Genomic DNA, 15,602 nt, shown 5'->3' with positions numbered 1-15,602 from the left:
GAGGCCCGATGGACACGCGAATGGACACGCGCACCGTCACCTGTGAGTTCCTCGGCACGCTCCTGCTGGTCTTCCTCGCGGTCGGCTCCGCCGTGCTGTCGGGCGATTACATCGGCACCCTGGGCATCGCCCTGACCTTCGGCTTCGTCCTGGTGGCGCTGGCCTACGCGATCGGCCCGATCTCCGGCAGCCATGTCAACCCGGCGGTGACGCTGGGCGTGCTGCTCGCCGGGCGGATCACCGTACGCACGGCCGTCGAGTACTGGATCGCCCAGATCCTCGGCGGCATCGCGGGAGCCGCGCTGCTGCTGATGGTCGCCAAGCAGGTGCCGGGCCTGCAGACGCACGGTGCCTTCGGCACCAACGGCTACGGTTACCGCTCGGCGGTCGGCGTCAACATCTTCGGCGCGTTCGTGACCGAGGTGATCCTCACGTTCCTGCTGGTCTACGTGTGGCTCGCGGTCACCCACCGGGTCGCGGTGGTGGGCTTGGCCGGACTGCCCATCGGCTTCGCGCTCACCGTGGTCCACCTGATCGGCATCCCGGTCACCGGCACCTCGGTCAACCCGGTGCGCAGCCTGGCCCCGGCGATCTTCGCGGGCAGCCCGGCCCTCACCCAGGTTTGGCTCTTCCTGGTCGCGCCGCTGGTCGGCAGCGCGCTCGCGGCCGTGGTGCACCAGCTGACGCAGCCCGCCCTCGCCGCGCTCCACGCCGCCCGCGCGGCGGCCGACGAGGCGGAGCAGGCCGCCCGGAGGGACGAGCGGGAGACGTGACGACCGTTCCAGCCGGCGGCACCACAGCCCCGGGCGGGCCCACGACGAGGCCGGTCCGGCGCCCCGCGACACACCGCACCGGACGCCGCTCCCTGACGGGCACACCCGACCGCTTCCGTCACCGCCCGCGGTGCCCGGCCTGCGAGCGGCGGCGGCCACCGGCTGCCGGTCCCGGTGGCCGTCGCCGCCGTTGGCGGGTGCGGTACACGGCTCACGCCGATCGCGGGACCTGCCGAACCGCCGGGCTCAGGCCAGGGGCCAGACCTCCAGAGAGCGCAGTGTGACCGTGCCGCCCTCGGCGAAGAGCCCGAGGTCCTGGCTGGCGGCGCCGGGAAAGATCAGGTCGGTGATGACGGTCTGGCCGCGATCCCCGAAGACCTCGACCGACGACCAGTCGACGTAGGCGGTGAACCTCACCCGGCCGCCGACGGCCGGCAGCGGCCCGCCGTGGCGGCCGGGGAAGTCGGGGCTTGAACCGGTCGCACCCGAGCCGCTCCGGTCCACGAAGAGTTCACCGGACGTCGTGTCGTAGCCGAGGAGGGTGCCCTCACCGGCCGTGCCGCCGCGGACGACCAGGCCGAATCGCTCCGCCGTACCGAGTTCGAACTCCGCGGCGATCTCCAGGGCGCCGCCCCGCACCGGCAAGGTCGCCCTGCCGGGCTCCACCTCGTGGTCGCGCAGCGTGGAAGCGGGGCCGCGCCGAAGCGTCTCGACCGCCTCGACGGGCTGCTGGACCAGCCGGATCTCGTCCCCGACAGTCCGGAGCGCAAGCGTACGGGGCAGGCTCTGCGCGCCGCGCCAGGGAGTGGTGGGCGCGTGGGTGGCGTCGGCCCAGTTGTTCATCCAGCCGATCCAGATCCGCTCGCCACCCGGCGCGTTGTTCCACGAGACCGCGGCGTAGAAGTCCCTGCCGTAGTCGACCCAGGAGTAGCGCTCCGGGTCGGACGTCAGGTTGTCGGCGGTGAAGGTCACACCGTCGAAGTCGCCGATGAAGTACTGGGCGCCGGACCCGCCGGCGACGCCTCCCGGATTGAGGCTGACCGCCAGCACCCACTTCTTCCTCTCCGGGTCGCCGTCCACGGGGAGTTCGAAGATGTCGGGCACTTCCCAGATGCCGCCCGTCGCGTTGGCCGGGCCGAAGTCGCTGAGCCGGGTCCACTGCTTCAGATCGTCGGAGCGGTAGAAGGTGATCTTCCACTCCAGGGCGTGCACGACGGCCATCACCCAGTATCCGCCCGGCTCGTACCAGAAGACCTTGGGGTCGCGGAACTCCGTCGAGCCGATGTCGAGGACCGGGTTCCCCTCGTACTTGGTCCAGGTCCGGCCCCGGTCCGTGCTGTACGCCAGGGACTGGGCCTGGATCCTGCTCTCGGGGTGCCAGGCGGTGTAGACGGCGACCAGGGCCGACTCTCCGAACCCGCTGGTGTTGTGCTCGTCCACGACGGCGCACCCGGAGAAGATGTGCTCGTCCTCGGTGGCGGGAATCGCGACCGCGAGCTCGTCCCAGTGCACCAGGTCCCGGCTGACCGCGTGCCCCCAGGATATGTTCCCCCAGTCGTTGCCCTCGGGGTTGTACTGGTAGAAGAGGTGGTACTCGCCCTCGTGCCAGACGAGCCCGTTCGGGTCGTTCATCCAGTTCCGCTCGGGCGTGTAGTGCAGCTGCGGCCGGTAGGGTTCGGCTGGGCCGATCCCCGGGTGCCCGCCCGCCGTATGGCCGGGCAGGACGTGGTCCGGGGGCAGATGCATAAATCCTCCTTGGGCTGTGGTGCAGGGTTCGGGGCCGCACGGGGACACCGAGGCCGTCGATGGCGGCAGGTCCCCGGCCGCCGACCGCGTGTGCCGACGATCCTGAGCCGGCCTTCCGTGCCGATGTGGTCGCATGCGCCCCGGTGTTCGCCGGACTCGCGGGTGCCGCCGCTCGGGCTGCCCGCGGGCGGCGCCCGTGCGGGGGGTTTCGCCGGGGGCCTCACCGAGGTCCTTTCCGCGTCCGGGCGACGACCTGCTCGGTGGTTGCCGGGGTGAGCGGCCAGACGGTCAGGCGGTGGACGGTGGCCTCGCCGTCGGTGGCCAGGGCCAGGCCGAGGGCGTCCTGGCGGGTGGGGTAGGTGCGGGTGGTGATGCTGCGCTGCTCGTTCGCGTACGCCTCGACCATCGACCGGTCGAGGAACACCCGCAGGCGCAGCCGCCCGCCCGCCAACCGGAGGGGGCCCTCCCGTACGGGGGCGACCTCGGGGGACGCTCCGCCCGTGCGCGTCCGGTCGACACCGAACGCCTCCCGTGCCGCGTCATACGCGATGACGGTGCGTTCCTGCCCGTCCGGCGAGCGGCGGACCTGGAGCTCCACCCGGGCAGAGCCGGAGAGAGCGGCCTCCAGGCGGAGTTCGAGCAGGTCGCCGCTGACGGTGGCCAGGGCCGCTGCGGCCTCCTCCACGCTCGGGGCGTGCAGGTCGAGGTGGGCGGGGCCGCGCAGCCCGGCAAGCTCGGTGACCGGCGCTATGCGCAGGTCACCGTCTTCACCGAGGCTCAGTTCGAGCGGCAGCCCGGCATTGTGCGCCCAGCCGCTGCGGTGGTGGTCGGCGTCGCCGCGGCGGTCCTGGGCGATGCTCCACAGCAGTGCGCGGCCGGCGGCGTCCACGGTGCCGGTGGGGCCGGTGAAATGGGCGCCGTAGTCGAAGTGACGGGGGGCGGGGTCGTCGGGGGTCCATGTGCGAGCTGCGGCGTCCCACGTGCCGATCCAGTACCAGGCGTAGGTGAGCGAGTGCGGACCCGGCGCCGGCCACCACGGACTGACGAGGAAGACGTGCTTGGGACGGCCCTGGGCATCAGCCCCCAGCGGCAGCAGGATCGGCAGCTCCCACATGACGCCGGTCTCCGGCCGGCGGCCCGCGTCGCCGACCATGAACGGGCCCACCTGACTCCACCGTTCGAGATCGCCGGACTCGTACAGCAGGGCGGTGCCGCCGACCCCCTCCACGCCTGCTCCGACGAGCATGAACCAGCTGCCGCCCTCCCGCCAGACGAACGGGTCGCGGAACTGGCCGGCCACGACCGGGCCATGGCCGGTGCCGAGGGAGGGGTCCAGTTCGACCACCGGCGACGGTCCCGGCGTCCAGCGGGTCAGCTCCCGGCCGCCGCCCGCCCCGCGAGCGAGCCCGACGGCCTGATTGGGCGTACGGCGGTCGTCTCCGGCGGTGAAGAAGAGCACGGGGGCGCCGTCACCGTCTACGGTGGCGCTGCCCGACCAGATACCGTCCGGCGCGACCGGGACCGTGTCGGGAGTGAGCGCGTCGGGCAGATGCCGCCAGTTGACCAGGTCCTCGCTGACGGCGTGTCCCCAGGTGATCCGGGACCAGTAGGGACCGAGCGGATTGCGCTGGTAGAAGATGTGGTGCAGGCCCTGGTGGTGCAGCGGCGCGTGGGGCTCGTTCATCCAGTGACGGGGCGGCAGGAAGTGGTAGACCGGCCGATGCGGGTCGCCTGCGAACCGCTCTGCCGGGACGGTCAGGTCCGGTTCCGCCGGCATCGGCCGTTGCCGGGCCGCCACTTCCGCCGCGTCCAGCGCCCGTCCGTGGATGCTCACCGGCCCCAGCAGGCCGCAGGCCACGCCGGACCGGAACACCTCCCCGATCCTGGCGGCGCGGGAGCTGCGCCCGATCTGGAGATCCACGGCCGTCGCGGCGACGGCCGCCGGCGGACGGCGCGCGGTTCCCGCGAGGTGTCCGTCGACGTACAGCCGGGCCTCGCCGGTCGTGGCGTCATACGTACCCGCGCAGTGGCTCCAGGCGCCCAGTGGCAGCGCTTCGGCCGACTGCGCCTCCAGCAGGACATCGCCCCGGCCGACCTGGAAGGCCGGCCGCCCGTCCCGGGTGCAGCTCGTAGCCACGGGGCAGATCCGCGGCGAGGGCGCTGACCAGCCCGGCCGCGCCGACCGCCGCGGGCGCGAACCACACCTCGACGCTGAGGGACTCGGCGTACGGGACCGCGTCGGCGGCGCGGGACCGTGTTACTGAAGATGTCCCAGAACTGGTAGGAGTGGAAGAACCGTTCGAAGTGTTTGAACCCCACCCAGGGGCTGCCGAGGAATCCCGCGTCCGGCCGGTAGTCCCGGAAGGCGATCTGCACGCCGTACATGGGCCAGTACTTGAAGACGACGAAATAGACCATTGTCGGTGCGAGCAGGAGGTACAGCTGCCGGGCGCGCCAGATCCGGGCCCACCGGCCGCCGCTGCCACGCGGTCGCCCAGGCGGGGATGCCGGCGGGACGACGTCGGGTGGCGCCGACGGCGTTCGAGTCAGACTCATGAGTTCCTCCCAGGGGGCGCCACCGACTCGCGGACGACGAGGTGGCACGGCATGCGCTTGTGCTCGCTCTCGGTGGTGGTGGAGCCGGACAGTGCGAGCGTCCGGCGGGCGGCCCACGCACCCATCTCGTAGTGCGGCAGGGCGACGGTTGTCAGAGTGGGCTCCAGGGCGTCCGCGATGTTCTCCTGGTTGTCGAAGCCGACGATCGAGACATCACCGGGGATACTCAGCCCGAGGTGGCGGGCAGCCCGGTAGGCGCCCATCGCAACGCGGTCGTTGTAGCAGAAGAGCGCGGTCGGCCGATCGGGGCGGTCGAGGAGTTCACGCGCGGTCCGCAGACCGCTGTGGGCGTCGCCGGTGGCGCCCCGGGCCACGAGTCCGGGGTCGTAGCCCAGCCCGTGCTCCAGCAATGCGGACCGGTATGCCGCAAGTCGTTCACTCGCGGCCGGGATGTCCTCCACGACCGTGCAGAAGCCGATCCGGGTGTGGCCGGCCCGGATCAGGAACTCGACCGCTGCCCGAGCGCCGCCCTCCTCGTCGGGCACCACCCAGTCGACCGTCGGCAGATCGACGGACGGGCGGCCGTCGAGGACGACGAACGGCAGTCCTTCCGGAAACTCGGGGAGGTTGATCTTCCGGTGGTACATCGAGGCGTAGATGAGCGCGTCGACATTGCGCTGGGCCAGCGCCTGCACCGCGCTCTGCTCCATCTCGACGTTCCCGCCGGTGTCGATCAGAAGCAGCAGGCACCCGGCCTCCCATGCCGCCTCCTGCGCCCCGGCGAGCATCCGGCCCGCGAACGGTGTGCTCGCCACCATGTCGGAGAGCAGGCCGATCGTGTGCGTCTGGTTCGTGCGCAGGCTGCGAGCCAGCAGGTTGGGGGTGTAGCCGAGTTCCTCGGCGGCCCGCCGGACCCGCTCCCCGATGGCGGGCTTCACCCGTCCGGAGTCGCGGCCATTGATCACGAGCGAGACGGTGGAAACCGATACTCCCGCTCGGGCCGCCACGTCCTTGAGCGTCACCACAGCCGTCACCCCGTTGCGTCAAACGATTTACGTAGAACGATTGACGGGATTGTTGCGCCAGGGTTACGTCCGTGTCGATAGGGCGGTCGCCGCGTAATAAAACCGTTATCCAGCGGGCTGCGGTGTGCCTCGGCCCGCTGCGGTGCGCCCGTGCCCGGCTCGCGGTCGCCCGGACCGGGGACGCCTCCCGTCAGCCACCGCACGCGGAGCGCCCCGTGCTGTCCGAGCGGTACGCCAGGGCCTTCGAGAACGCCGATGCCGTCGCGCCGCTGCGGCTGCCGCGCGACGATGTGCGGCGGGACGGCACGCGGACCACTCCGGGGCTGCGGACAACGAGGTCGCCGGAACACTCCCGGTCTGCGGACAACGAGGTCACCGGGAAGTGGGGTGTGGGAAGCCCGTCACGCCTCGTCGGTCACGCTCGCCGGCTCGTCCAGTACGGAGCGTACGACCGAGTGCGCCGCGCCCGGCAGCGGCCTCCGGGCCGAGGCGGGACACGGCGACCCCGCGGGCGAGGCGGGCGGTGCGGCGCTTCAGCTCGCGCATTCCCCGGCGAGGGGCGCGCCGAGGTCGGTGTCGGCCGGCCGAGGTCGGGCGCGCGGACGCCGGTCCGGGTGCCGCGGCCCCACCGGTTCTTGTCCTCGGGGAGGCCCTAGCCGTAGACCGGCCCGGTGTACTTCTCGCCCGGGCCCTGGCCCGGCTCGTCCGGGATCACCGACGCCTCACGGAACGCGAGCTGCAAGGACTTCAGCCCGTCCCGCAGCGGGGCCGCGTGGAAGGAGCTGATCTCGGTCGCGCCGGCCGTCACCAGACCGGCCAGCGCCTGGATGAGCTTGCGCGCCTCGTCCAGGTCCTTGTGCTCCGCGCCTTCCTCGGCCAGGCCCAGATTGACCGCGGCGGCGCTCATCAGGTGCACCGCCACCGTGGTGATCACCTCCACCGCCGGCACGTCCGCGATGTCGCGCGTGAGCTCGTCGAAACCGGGAGTGCCGGAGGAGTCGGCGGAGGAAGGAGGGGGGGACGCGTCGCTCATGCGGACACGATATGCCCCGTCCCGCCGATTACGGCCTCGGGGCCTGCGCTGGTATGGTGGGAGCACGACCGGTCGGACATTCAGTGTGTCCGGCCAACAAGTGGAGCTCCGATCTCCCACCTGGTCGGCCGGACAGGCCGACGGGTTCCGGTCAGACGGTCCGGTCAGCACCGCTGATTCCACGCCGTCCGATGCGCCCCGCGGAATAACGCGGCGGTGCTCCCGGTTGTGAGGAGCCCCGCCTGTGTCCCGTACGGGGCGTTTTGTGCGCCCGAGTGCGGGTCGGACGAAGAGAATCGAGCGCGGCTGTCGGCCAGTCAGTCGCGTGGTGCAACCGAGGAGGCCCCATCAGCGCCGAGCCCCGCATCAACGACCGGATTCGCGTTCCCGAGGTGCGACTTGTCGGTCCCAGTGGCGAGCAGGTCGGCATCGTGCCGCTTGCCAAGGCCCTGGAGCTTGCGCAGGAGTACGACCTCGACCTGGTCGAGGTCGCGGCGAACGCCCGTCCGCCTGTGTGCAAGCTCATGGACTACGGAAAGTTCAAGTACGAGTCGGCCATGAAGGCCCGTGAGGCGCGCAAGAACCAGGCGCACACGGTCATCAAGGAGATGAAGCTCCGGCCGAAGATCGATCCGCACGACTACGACACCAAAAAGGGTCACGTCGTCCGGTTCCTCAAGCAGGGCGACAAGGTCAAGATCACGATCATGTTCCGTGGTCGCGAGCAGTCCCGGCCGGAGCTCGGCTACCGGCTGCTGCAGCGGCTCGCGGAGGACGTCCAGGAGCTCGGCTTCATCGAGTCGAACCCCAAGCAGGACGGCCGCAACATGATCATGGTTCTCGGTCCGCACAAGAAGAAGACCGAGGCCATGGCCGAAGCCCGTGAGGCCCAGGCCGCCCGCAAGGCGAGTCGCCAGAGCGACGCCGCCGGCGAGGAATCGGCGCAGGCCCCGGCAGACGCCGGCTGACCCGAACACTCCCGGAGCCCCCCGGCTCCGGGTCCGTAACGCAGAACTGACGCTTCCCGTACGCCCACCGGCGGCCGGGAGGGCCAGCGACGAGGAGATCACGGCGCCATGCCGAAGAACAAGACGCACAGCGGTACCAGCAAGCGCTTCAAGATCACCGGCTCCGGCAAGGTGCTGCGTGAGCGCGCCGGCAAGCGCCACCTGCTTGAGCACAAGCCGTCCAGCAAGACGCGCGCGCTGACCGGCACGGTCGAGGTGGCCAAGCCGGACGCGAAGAAGATCAAGAAGCTTCTCGGCAAGTGACCGACGCGCCCCGGACCGGGGCGCGCCGTCCGATCCGGGATCCCATTCGCTTTCGGGCCGTGTGAGTACCACCGCGGTCCCCTAGAAGGAGTAATCAAGTGGCACGCGTCAAGAGGGCAGTCAACGCCCAGAAGAAGCGCCGGGCGATCCTCGAGCAGGCCAGCGGTTACCGCGGTCAGCGTTCGCGCCTGTACCGCAAGGCCAAGGAGCAGGTCACCCACTCCCTGGTCTACAACTACAACGACCGAAAGAAGCGCAAGGGCGACTTCCGTCAGCTGTGGATCCAGCGGATCAACGCCGCGGCCCGCGCCAACGGCATCACCTACAACCGCTTCATCCAGGGTCTCAAGGCCGCCAACGTCGAGGTGGACCGCAAGATCCTCGCGGAGCTGGCCGTCAACGACGCGAACGCCTTCGCGGCGCTGGTCGAGGTGGCGCAGAAGGCTCTGCCCTCCGACGTCAACGCGCCCAAGGCGGCGTGACGCCGCGCCGGTTCGCGGTTCCGGGTCCGTAGGCTTCGCGCCTGCGGACCCGTGTGCTGTCCGCTGCGGCGGAAACCCTGCTGGCCTCCGCCCCGAGGAAGAGACGATCCCCATGCCCACCCCCGAGTTGACCTCCCTGCGTTCCGCGCGGGTGACCGCCGCGCACCGGCTGGGGAAGCGCAGCTTCCGGGGGAAGGAACGGCGGTTCCTGGTGGAGGGCCCGCAGGCGGTGCGGGAGGCGATCGCGCATCCCGGCAGCGGGGCGGGGCGGACGCTGATCGAGCTGTACGCCACGCCGGAGGCGGCCGAGCGGCACGCGGAGATCGTCGCGGCGGCCCGCGCGGCGGGCGCGCCCGTACTGACCGCGACCCCCGAGGTCGTCGCGGAGATCTCCGACACCGTCACCCCGCAGGGCCTGGTCGGCGTCTGCCGCTTCGTCGACTCGCCGTTCGAGGCGATCCTCGCCTCGCGGCCCCGGCTGGTCGCCGTACTCGCCCATGTACGGGACCCCGGCAACGCCGGCACCGTGCTGCGGTGCGCCGACGCGGCCGGGGCGGACGCGGTGGTGCTGACCGACGCGTCGGTGGACCCGTACAACCCGAAGGCGGTACGGGCCTCGGCCGGCAGCCTCTTCCACCTGCCGGTCGCGGTCGGCGTACCGGTGGCGGAGGCGGTGACCGGGCTGCGCGCCGCGGGCGTACGGGTGCTGGCCGCCGACGGCGCGGGGGAGCGGGACCTGGACGCCGAGCTGGACGAGGACACCATGGCCGGCCCCACCGCCTGGATCTTCGGCAACGAGGCGTGGGGCCTGCCCGAGGAGACGCGGGCGCTCGCCGACGAGGTGGTGCGGGTCCCGATCCACGGCCGTGCGGAGAGCCTGAACCTCGCCACGGCCGCCGCCGTGTGCCTGTACGCCTCGGCACGGGCGCAGCGTGCGCCCGGAGGGTGCCGCGGCGTGACCCGCACCTAGTAGGGTGGCGGGCCGGGGGCCCTGAGAGGGGGTTGCGGGCATGGATGTGATGCCGCAGAACGGCGTGCGTGGTGCGCTCGTCGGCTGGTCCGCGGGTCCGGCCGGCCCGAGGACCGAGCTGCCCGCCGCCGGTCAGCCGCGCATCGGCCTGCGGGACGACGGCCGCACGGACCCCGACCGGCCGCAGAACGGCGACTCCGGCACCGGCCCGGCCGCCACCGACCATCTGGGCATCGACCCCGACGACCTCCCCGACGGCCTGGTCGTCGCCGACGAGGACGGCCGGGTGATCTGCTTCAACGCCGCCGCCGCCCGGATCACCGCACTGCGCCCCGGCGATGTGCTCGGCCGGCCCGTCGAGCAGGCACTGCCGCTGGAAGACCTCGAAGGCCGCCGCTGGTGGCAGCTCACCGACCCCTACGGGGGCCTGGCCATCCGGGTCGGCCAGCCGGAGCGCAATCTGCTGCTGCCCGGCGGCCGCGAGGTGCTGGTAGCCGCTCGGTACGTCCGGGGGCAGCCCGGCGGGCCGGTGCGGCGGCTGGTGGTCACCCTGCGCGGCACCGAGGCCCGGCGCCGTACCGAACGCAGCCACGCCGAACTGATCGCCACCGTCGCTCACGAACTGCGCTCCCCGCTCACCTCCGTGAAGGGCTTCACCGCCACCCTGCTGGCCAAGTGGGAACGGTTCACCGAGGACCAGAAGAAGCTGATGCTGGAGACGGTGGACGCCGACGCCAACCGCGTCACCCGGCTCATCGCCGAACTGCTGGACATCTCCCGGATCGACTCCGGACGCCTGGAGGTACGCCGCCAGCCGGTCGACCTCGCCACCGCCGTACGGCGCCACGTGGACGGCCATGTCGCCGCCGGCCAGCCCGCCGACCGGTTCCGGATCCACGTCCACGAGCCGCTGCCCGCACTGTGGGCCGACCCGGACAAGGTGGACCAGGTACTCGGCAACCTGCTGGAAAACGCGGTGCGGCACGGCGAGGGAACCGTCACCATCGACGTGGCGCCCTCGTCCACGCCGGGCGAGCGTCCGCACGCCGCCACGGCGGTCACCGTGAGCGACGAGGGCCCCGGCATTCCGGAGGAGTCGATGGGGCGCGTGTTCACCCGGTTCTGGCGCGGCAGCAAGCGCGGCGGCACGGGACTGGGCCTCTACATCGTCAAGGGCATCGTCGAGGCGCACGGCGGCACCATCTCGGTCGGCCGCGCACCCGGCGGCGGCGCCGAGTTCCGGTTTGTCCTGCCCGTCGGGGCACCGTCCTTCCTGGCCTGAGCCGCCCGAGCGCCCGCAGCCGCCGGCAGGCCCTCCGACGGACCGCCGACGGGCGCGGAGCAGCCGGTCCTCGCGGCGCCAGTAGACTCGGGCCTTGGCATGTGTCCGGGCAGAGCCTCCCCCAGAGCTTTCAGCCTGGGAGGTACCCCACACAGCATCCGATTCGGAACGGGAAGAGATGTCGGCACCGAACAAGTCGTACGACCCTGTCGAGGTCGAGGCGTTGCAGCCGGAACAGATCGAGCGGATGCGCGACGACGCGCTCGCCGCGATCGCGTCCGCCGCCGACCTCGACGCGCTCGCCCAAGTGAAGACCGCGCACACCGGCGGCACCTCGCCGCTCGCGCTCGCCAACCGGGAGATCGGTGCGCTGCCGCCGCAGGCCAAGGCCGAGGCCGGCAAGCGTGTCGGGCAGGCCCGCGGCGCGGTCAACCAGGCGCTCGCCGCTCGCCAGAGCGAGCTGGCGGCCGAGCGGGACGCCCGCGTACTGGTCGAGGAGGCGGTGGACGTCTCCCTGCCCTACGACCGGGTGCCGGCCGGCGCCCGCCACCCGCTGACCACCCTGTCCGACCGGATCGAGGACATCTTCGTGGCCATGGGCTACGAGGTCGCCGAAGGCCCCGAGGTCGAAGCCGAGTGGTTCAACTTCGACGCCCTCAACTTCCCGCCCGACCACCCCGCCCGCGAAACCCAGGACACCTTCTTCGTCCAGAGCCCGGAGGGCGCCGACGGGCCGGACACCGCGAACTCATCGGGCATCGTGCTGCGCACCCACACCTCACCGGTGCAGATCCGCTCCCTGCTCGACCGCGAGCCGCCCGTCTACGTCGTCTGCCCCGGCCGGGTCTACCGCTCCGACGAGCTGGACGCCACCCACACCCCGGTGTTCAACCAGGTCGAGCTGCTGGCCGTGGACGAGGGCCTGACCATGGCCGACCTCAAGGGCACCCTGGACCACATGGTCGTCTCGCTCTTCGGCGAGGGCATGAAGACCCGGCTCCGGCCGAACTTCTTCCCGTTCACCGAGCCGTCCGCCGAGATGGACATGCTCTGCTACGTGTGCCGGGGCGAGTCCGTCGGCAACCCGGACCGCCCCTGCCGTACCTGCTCCTCCGAGGGCTGGATCGAGCTGGGCGGCTGCGGCATGGTCAATCCGAAGGTGCTCACCGCCTGCGGCGTGGACCCGCAGAGGTACAGCGGCTTCGCGTTCGGCTTCGGCATCGAGCGGATGCTCATGTTCCGCCACAACGTCGAGGACATGCGAGACATCGTCGAGGGTGACGTGCGCTTCACCCTTCCGTTCGGGATGGAGATCTGATGCGGGTCCCGCTTTCTTGGCTGCGGGAGTACGTCGACCTGCCCGCCGGTGAGACCGGCCGCGACGTCCAGGCCAAGCTCATTTCCGCCGGTCTCGAGGTGGAGACCGTCGAGCAGCTCGGCGCCGGGCTCAAGGGCCCCCTGGTCGTCGGCCAGGTGCTCACCGTCGAGGAGCTGGAGGGCTTCAAGAAGCCGATCCGCTTCTGCACGGTGGACGTCGGTGACGCCAACAGCACCGGTGAGCCGCAGGAGATCGTCTGCGGCGCCCGCAATTTCGCCGTCGGCGACAAGGTCGTCGTCGTGCTGCCCGGCGGTGTGCTGCCCGGCGACTTCCAGATCTCGGCCCGCAAGACGTACGGCCGCACCTCGCACGGCATGATCTGCTCCGCCCGCGAGCTGGGCATGGGCGACACCGCGCCGGATTCCCTGGGGGGCGACGGCATCATCGTGCTGCCGCCGGAGCACGAGGTCGGCACCGACGCGATCGGGCTGCTGGAACTGGTCGACGAGGTGCTGGACATCGCCGTCACCCCGGACCGCGGCTACTGCCTGTCGCTGCGCGGCGTCGCCCGCGAGACCGCGATCGCCTACGGGCTGCCGCTGCGCGACCCGGCACTGCTCGACGTGCCCGCGCCCAACGCGTTCGGCCACCCGGTCAAGGTCTCCGACCCGATCGGCTGCGACCGCTTCACCGCCCGCACCGTCACCGGGATCAACCCGCACGCGCACTCCCCGATCTGGCTGCAGCGACGGCTGCAGAAGGTCGGCATGCGGCCCATCTCGCTCGCCGTGGACATCACCAACTACGTGATGTTCGAGGTCGGCCAGCCGCTGCACGCCTACGACCGCGCCCGGCTGAACGGGCCCGTCGGGGTGCGGCGCGCCCAGCCCGGCGAGAAGCTCACCACCCTGGACGGCGCCCAGCGCGTGCTGGACGCCGAGGACCTGGTGATCACCGACGACAGCGGGCCGATCGGACTGGCCGGTGTGATGGGCGGCGCCCACACCGAGATCGCCGAGTCCGGTGAGGATTCCGGCACCACCGAGATCGTCATCGAGGCCGCGCACTTCGCGCCGGTGGCCATCGCCCGCACCGCGCGCCGCCACAAGCTCGGCTCCGAGGCGTCCCGCCGGTTCGAGCGCGGCACCGACCCGCTGGCCACCTCGGCCGCCGCCCAGCGGGCGGTGGACCTGCTGGTCCTGCTGGCCGGCGGCACCGCGGAGCCCGGCGTCACCGAGGTCGTCTCGCCGTCCGCCCCGCGCACCGTCGCGATGCCCGCCGACCACCCGGACCGCGTCGCCGGTACCGAGTACGGCCGCGAGACCGTCGTCCGGCGCCTCCAGGACGTCGGCTGCGACGTCGGGGGCACCTCCCGGGCCGAAGGCTCCGGGGGAGGCTCCGACGAGCTGATCGTCACCGTGCCGAGCTGGCGGCCCGACCTGAACTTCCCCAATGACCTCGCCGAGGAGGTCATCCGCCTCGAGGGGTACGAGAACCTGCCCTCGACACTGCCGCAGCTCCCGTCCGGGCGCGGCCTGACCGACACCCAGCTGCTGCGCCGCCGGGTCGGCCGCGCGCTGGCCGGCGCCGGATACGCCGAGGCGCCGAGCTACCCCTTCCTCGGCGCGGAGGTCTTCGACCAGCTCGGTCTGGACGAGGACGACGAACGGCGCCGTACGGTCACGCTCGCGAACCCGCTCTACGACACCGAGCCCGCGCTGCGTACCACGCTGCTGCCCGGACTGCTCGCCACCCTGCGCCGCAACGTCGGGCGCGGCACCCACGATCTGGCGCTCTTCGAGACCGGCCTGGTCTTCCACCCGTCCGGCGACCCCGTGGCGCCGCCGCGGCTGCCGGTCGACCGGCGCCCGACCGAGGAGGAGATCGCCGGGCTGGAGGCCGCGCTGCCCGACCAGCCGCGACGGGTCGCCGCCGTGCTGGCCGGTGCCCGCGAGCAGGCCGGCTGGTGGGGCCAGGGCTACCCGGCGACCTGGGCCGACGCGATCGAGGCGGCCCGCACGGTGGCCCGCGAGGCCGGAGTCGCTCTGACCGTCCGGCAGGACCAGTACGCGCCGTTCCACCCCGGGCGGTGCGCGGCGCTGGTCGCCGCCTCGGCCGCCGAGGAGGGTACGGAGCTGCTGGTCGGTCACGCCGGTGAGCTGCACCCACGGGTCACCAAGGCGCTCGGGCTGCCCGAGCGGACCTGCGCGATGGAGGTCGACCTCGACCTGATCGAACAGGCCGGCGGGGTCCGGGTCTCCGTACCCCGCGTCTCCACCTTCCCGGTCGCCACCCAGGACGTGGCCCTCGTCGTGGACGCCGCCGTCCCCGCCGCGGACGTCGAGGCCGCGCTCCGCGACGGCGCCGGCGACCTGCTGGAATCCCTCCGCCTCTTCGACATCTTCACCGGCCCGCAAATCGGCGAGGGCCGCAAGTCCCTCGCCTACGCCCTCCGCTTCCGTGCCCCCGACCGCACCCTCACCGCGGAGGAAGCCTCCGCCGCCCGGGACGCCGCGGTCGAGGCGGCGGCCGACCGCACGGGTGCGGTGCTGCGGGGCGCCTGACAGGTGGTGCTGTACGGCCGGGGCCGCTTCCTTTGAACGGGGGCGGCCCCAGTCGCGTGGTGGCGGCACGCGGGGTTTGTCTGCCGGGCCCCGTCCCCACCACCTGGTGGCCGCCCCTGCCGGTCCTCGGTCGGCCCACCGGGTGTGGCCGCCCCCGCCGATCCGGGCGACTGTGGCGGCAGGTGCTGGGTACGCGTCCTTCTGGTCGTCCGAGGAGGAGAACGGACGTGGCTGATCGAGGAGCCGATCGGACAGCGGGCGAGCGGCCCGCCACGGAGGAGGCCCAGGCCCACCCCGGGCCCCCGCCGCCCACGCGCGAACCCGACACACAGGCCGATCCCGCGCCTGATGGAGATGCCCGGGCCGATCCGGTGTTTGACGGTGGTGCGCGGGCCGATCCCGGGTTTGATGGTGGTGCGCGGGCCGGCGCCGTGCTTGACCGCGCTCGCCAGCCCGACCCCGTGCCTGACGGTGGTGCGCAGGCCGATCCGGCGCATGACGGCGATGCCGGGGCCGACCCCGTGCTTGACGCTGGTGCGCGGGCCGATCCCGCGCATGATGGTGGTGCGCGGGCCGATCCCG

Annotated in this window: 13 protein-coding genes; 9 read left to right on the top strand and 4 right to left on the bottom strand. The window is 72.3% G+C overall.

Annotated elements, in window-relative coordinates:
• Positions 1-8: 8 nt before the first annotated feature.
• Positions 9-773: an aquaporin gene (locus tag VIW71_RS21715; protein ID WP_331624139.1), complete on the top strand. Its 765-nt coding sequence runs from the start codon at positions 9-11 to the stop codon at positions 771-773.
• Positions 774-1,019: 246 nt separating this feature from the next.
• Here VIW71_RS21715 and VIW71_RS21710 read toward each other — a convergent pair whose 3' ends face one another.
• From VIW71_RS21710 to VIW71_RS21695, 4 genes are all read right to left on the bottom strand, one after another.
• The gene (locus tag VIW71_RS21710; RefSeq protein WP_331624138.1) at positions 1,020-2,519 is read right to left on the bottom strand and encodes a glycoside hydrolase family 32 protein; all 1,500 of its coding nucleotides are present in this window, start codon (positions 2,517-2,519) and stop codon (positions 1,020-1,022) included.
• Between the two features lie 220 nt (positions 2,520-2,739).
• Complete coding sequence (locus VIW71_RS21705) at positions 2,740-4,656, bottom strand: GH32 C-terminal domain-containing protein (protein ID WP_331624137.1); 1,917 nt, start codon at positions 4,654-4,656, stop codon at positions 2,740-2,742.
• A gap of 415 nt (positions 4,657-5,071) precedes the next feature.
• Positions 5,072-6,082: a LacI family DNA-binding transcriptional regulator gene (locus VIW71_RS21700; RefSeq protein ID WP_331624153.1), complete on the bottom strand. Its 1,011-nt coding sequence runs from the start codon at positions 6,080-6,082 to the stop codon at positions 5,072-5,074.
• A gap of 670 nt (positions 6,083-6,752) precedes the next feature.
• Positions 6,753-7,133 carry a DUF1844 domain-containing protein gene (locus tag VIW71_RS21695; RefSeq protein WP_331624136.1) on the bottom strand — a complete coding sequence of 127 codons (381 nt, stop codon included), beginning with the start codon at positions 7,131-7,133 and terminating at the stop codon, positions 6,753-6,755.
• 275 nt (positions 7,134-7,408) lie between these two features.
• Between VIW71_RS21695 and infC the strand changes: the two genes are divergently transcribed.
• From infC to VIW71_RS21655, 8 genes are all read left to right on the top strand, one after another.
• Positions 7,409-8,101: a translation initiation factor IF-3 gene (gene infC, locus VIW71_RS21690; protein WP_331624134.1), complete on the top strand. Its 693-nt coding sequence runs from the start codon at positions 7,409-7,411 to the stop codon at positions 8,099-8,101.
• A 108-nt stretch (positions 8,102-8,209) separates the two neighbouring features.
• Entirely contained in the window at positions 8,210-8,404 is a 195-nt protein-coding gene (gene rpmI / locus VIW71_RS21685; protein ID WP_331624133.1) for a 50S ribosomal protein L35, read from the top strand.
• 98 nt (positions 8,405-8,502) lie between these two features.
• Positions 8,503-8,886 carry a 50S ribosomal protein L20 gene (gene rplT, locus VIW71_RS21680; RefSeq protein WP_018564305.1) on the top strand — a complete coding sequence of 128 codons (384 nt, stop codon included), beginning with the start codon at positions 8,503-8,505 and terminating at the stop codon, positions 8,884-8,886.
• A gap of 112 nt (positions 8,887-8,998) precedes the next feature.
• Positions 8,999-9,856: a TrmH family RNA methyltransferase gene (locus tag VIW71_RS21675; protein ID WP_331624131.1), complete on the top strand. Its 858-nt coding sequence runs from the start codon at positions 8,999-9,001 to the stop codon at positions 9,854-9,856.
• Between the two features lie 40 nt (positions 9,857-9,896).
• Positions 9,897-11,138 (top strand): sensor histidine kinase, encoded by a 1,242-nt coding sequence (locus VIW71_RS21670; protein WP_331624130.1) that lies wholly within the window; start codon positions 9,897-9,899, stop codon positions 11,136-11,138.
• Between the two features lie 178 nt (positions 11,139-11,316).
• A complete protein-coding gene (gene pheS / locus VIW71_RS21665; protein WP_331624129.1) occupies positions 11,317-12,456 on the top strand; it encodes a phenylalanine--tRNA ligase subunit alpha in 1,140 nt (379 codons plus the stop codon).
• Positions 12,456-15,020 carry a phenylalanine--tRNA ligase subunit beta gene (pheT, locus tag VIW71_RS21660; protein ID WP_331624127.1) on the top strand — a complete coding sequence of 855 codons (2,565 nt, stop codon included), beginning with the start codon at positions 12,456-12,458 and terminating at the stop codon, positions 15,018-15,020. Before pheS ends, pheT begins: the two co-directional genes overlap by 1 nt.
• Before the next feature lie 348 nt (positions 15,021-15,368).
• Positions 15,369-15,602: hypothetical protein (locus VIW71_RS21655; protein ID WP_331624125.1), on the top strand; the 234-nt coding region annotated here is incomplete at its 3' end.

This window comes from Streptomyces sp., from assembly GCF_036524955.1.
Classification (GTDB): domain Bacteria; phylum Actinomycetota; class Actinomycetes; order Streptomycetales; family Streptomycetaceae; genus Actinacidiphila.
This window is presented reverse-complemented; position numbering and strand designations above follow the sequence as displayed.

Coding starts and splice junctions, on each gene's coding strand:
- VIW71_RS21715 (WP_331624139.1), top strand. CDS start 9: ATGGACACGCGAATGGACACGCGCACCGTCACCTGTGAGTTCCTCGGC.
- VIW71_RS21710 (WP_331624138.1), bottom strand. CDS start 2,519: ATGCATCTGCCCCCGGACCACGTCCTGCCCGGCCATACGGCGGGCGGG.
- VIW71_RS21695 (WP_331624136.1), bottom strand. CDS start 7,133: ATGAGCGACGCGTCCCCCCCTCCTTCCTCCGCCGACTCCTCCGGCACT.
- rpmI (WP_331624133.1), top strand. CDS start 8,210: ATGCCGAAGAACAAGACGCACAGCGGTACCAGCAAGCGCTTCAAGATC.
- VIW71_RS21675 (WP_331624131.1), top strand. CDS start 8,999: ATGCCCACCCCCGAGTTGACCTCCCTGCGTTCCGCGCGGGTGACCGCC.
- VIW71_RS21670 (WP_331624130.1), top strand. CDS start 9,897: ATGGATGTGATGCCGCAGAACGGCGTGCGTGGTGCGCTCGTCGGCTGG.
- pheS (WP_331624129.1), top strand. CDS start 11,317: ATGTCGGCACCGAACAAGTCGTACGACCCTGTCGAGGTCGAGGCGTTG.
- pheT (WP_331624127.1), top strand. CDS start 12,456: ATGCGGGTCCCGCTTTCTTGGCTGCGGGAGTACGTCGACCTGCCCGCC.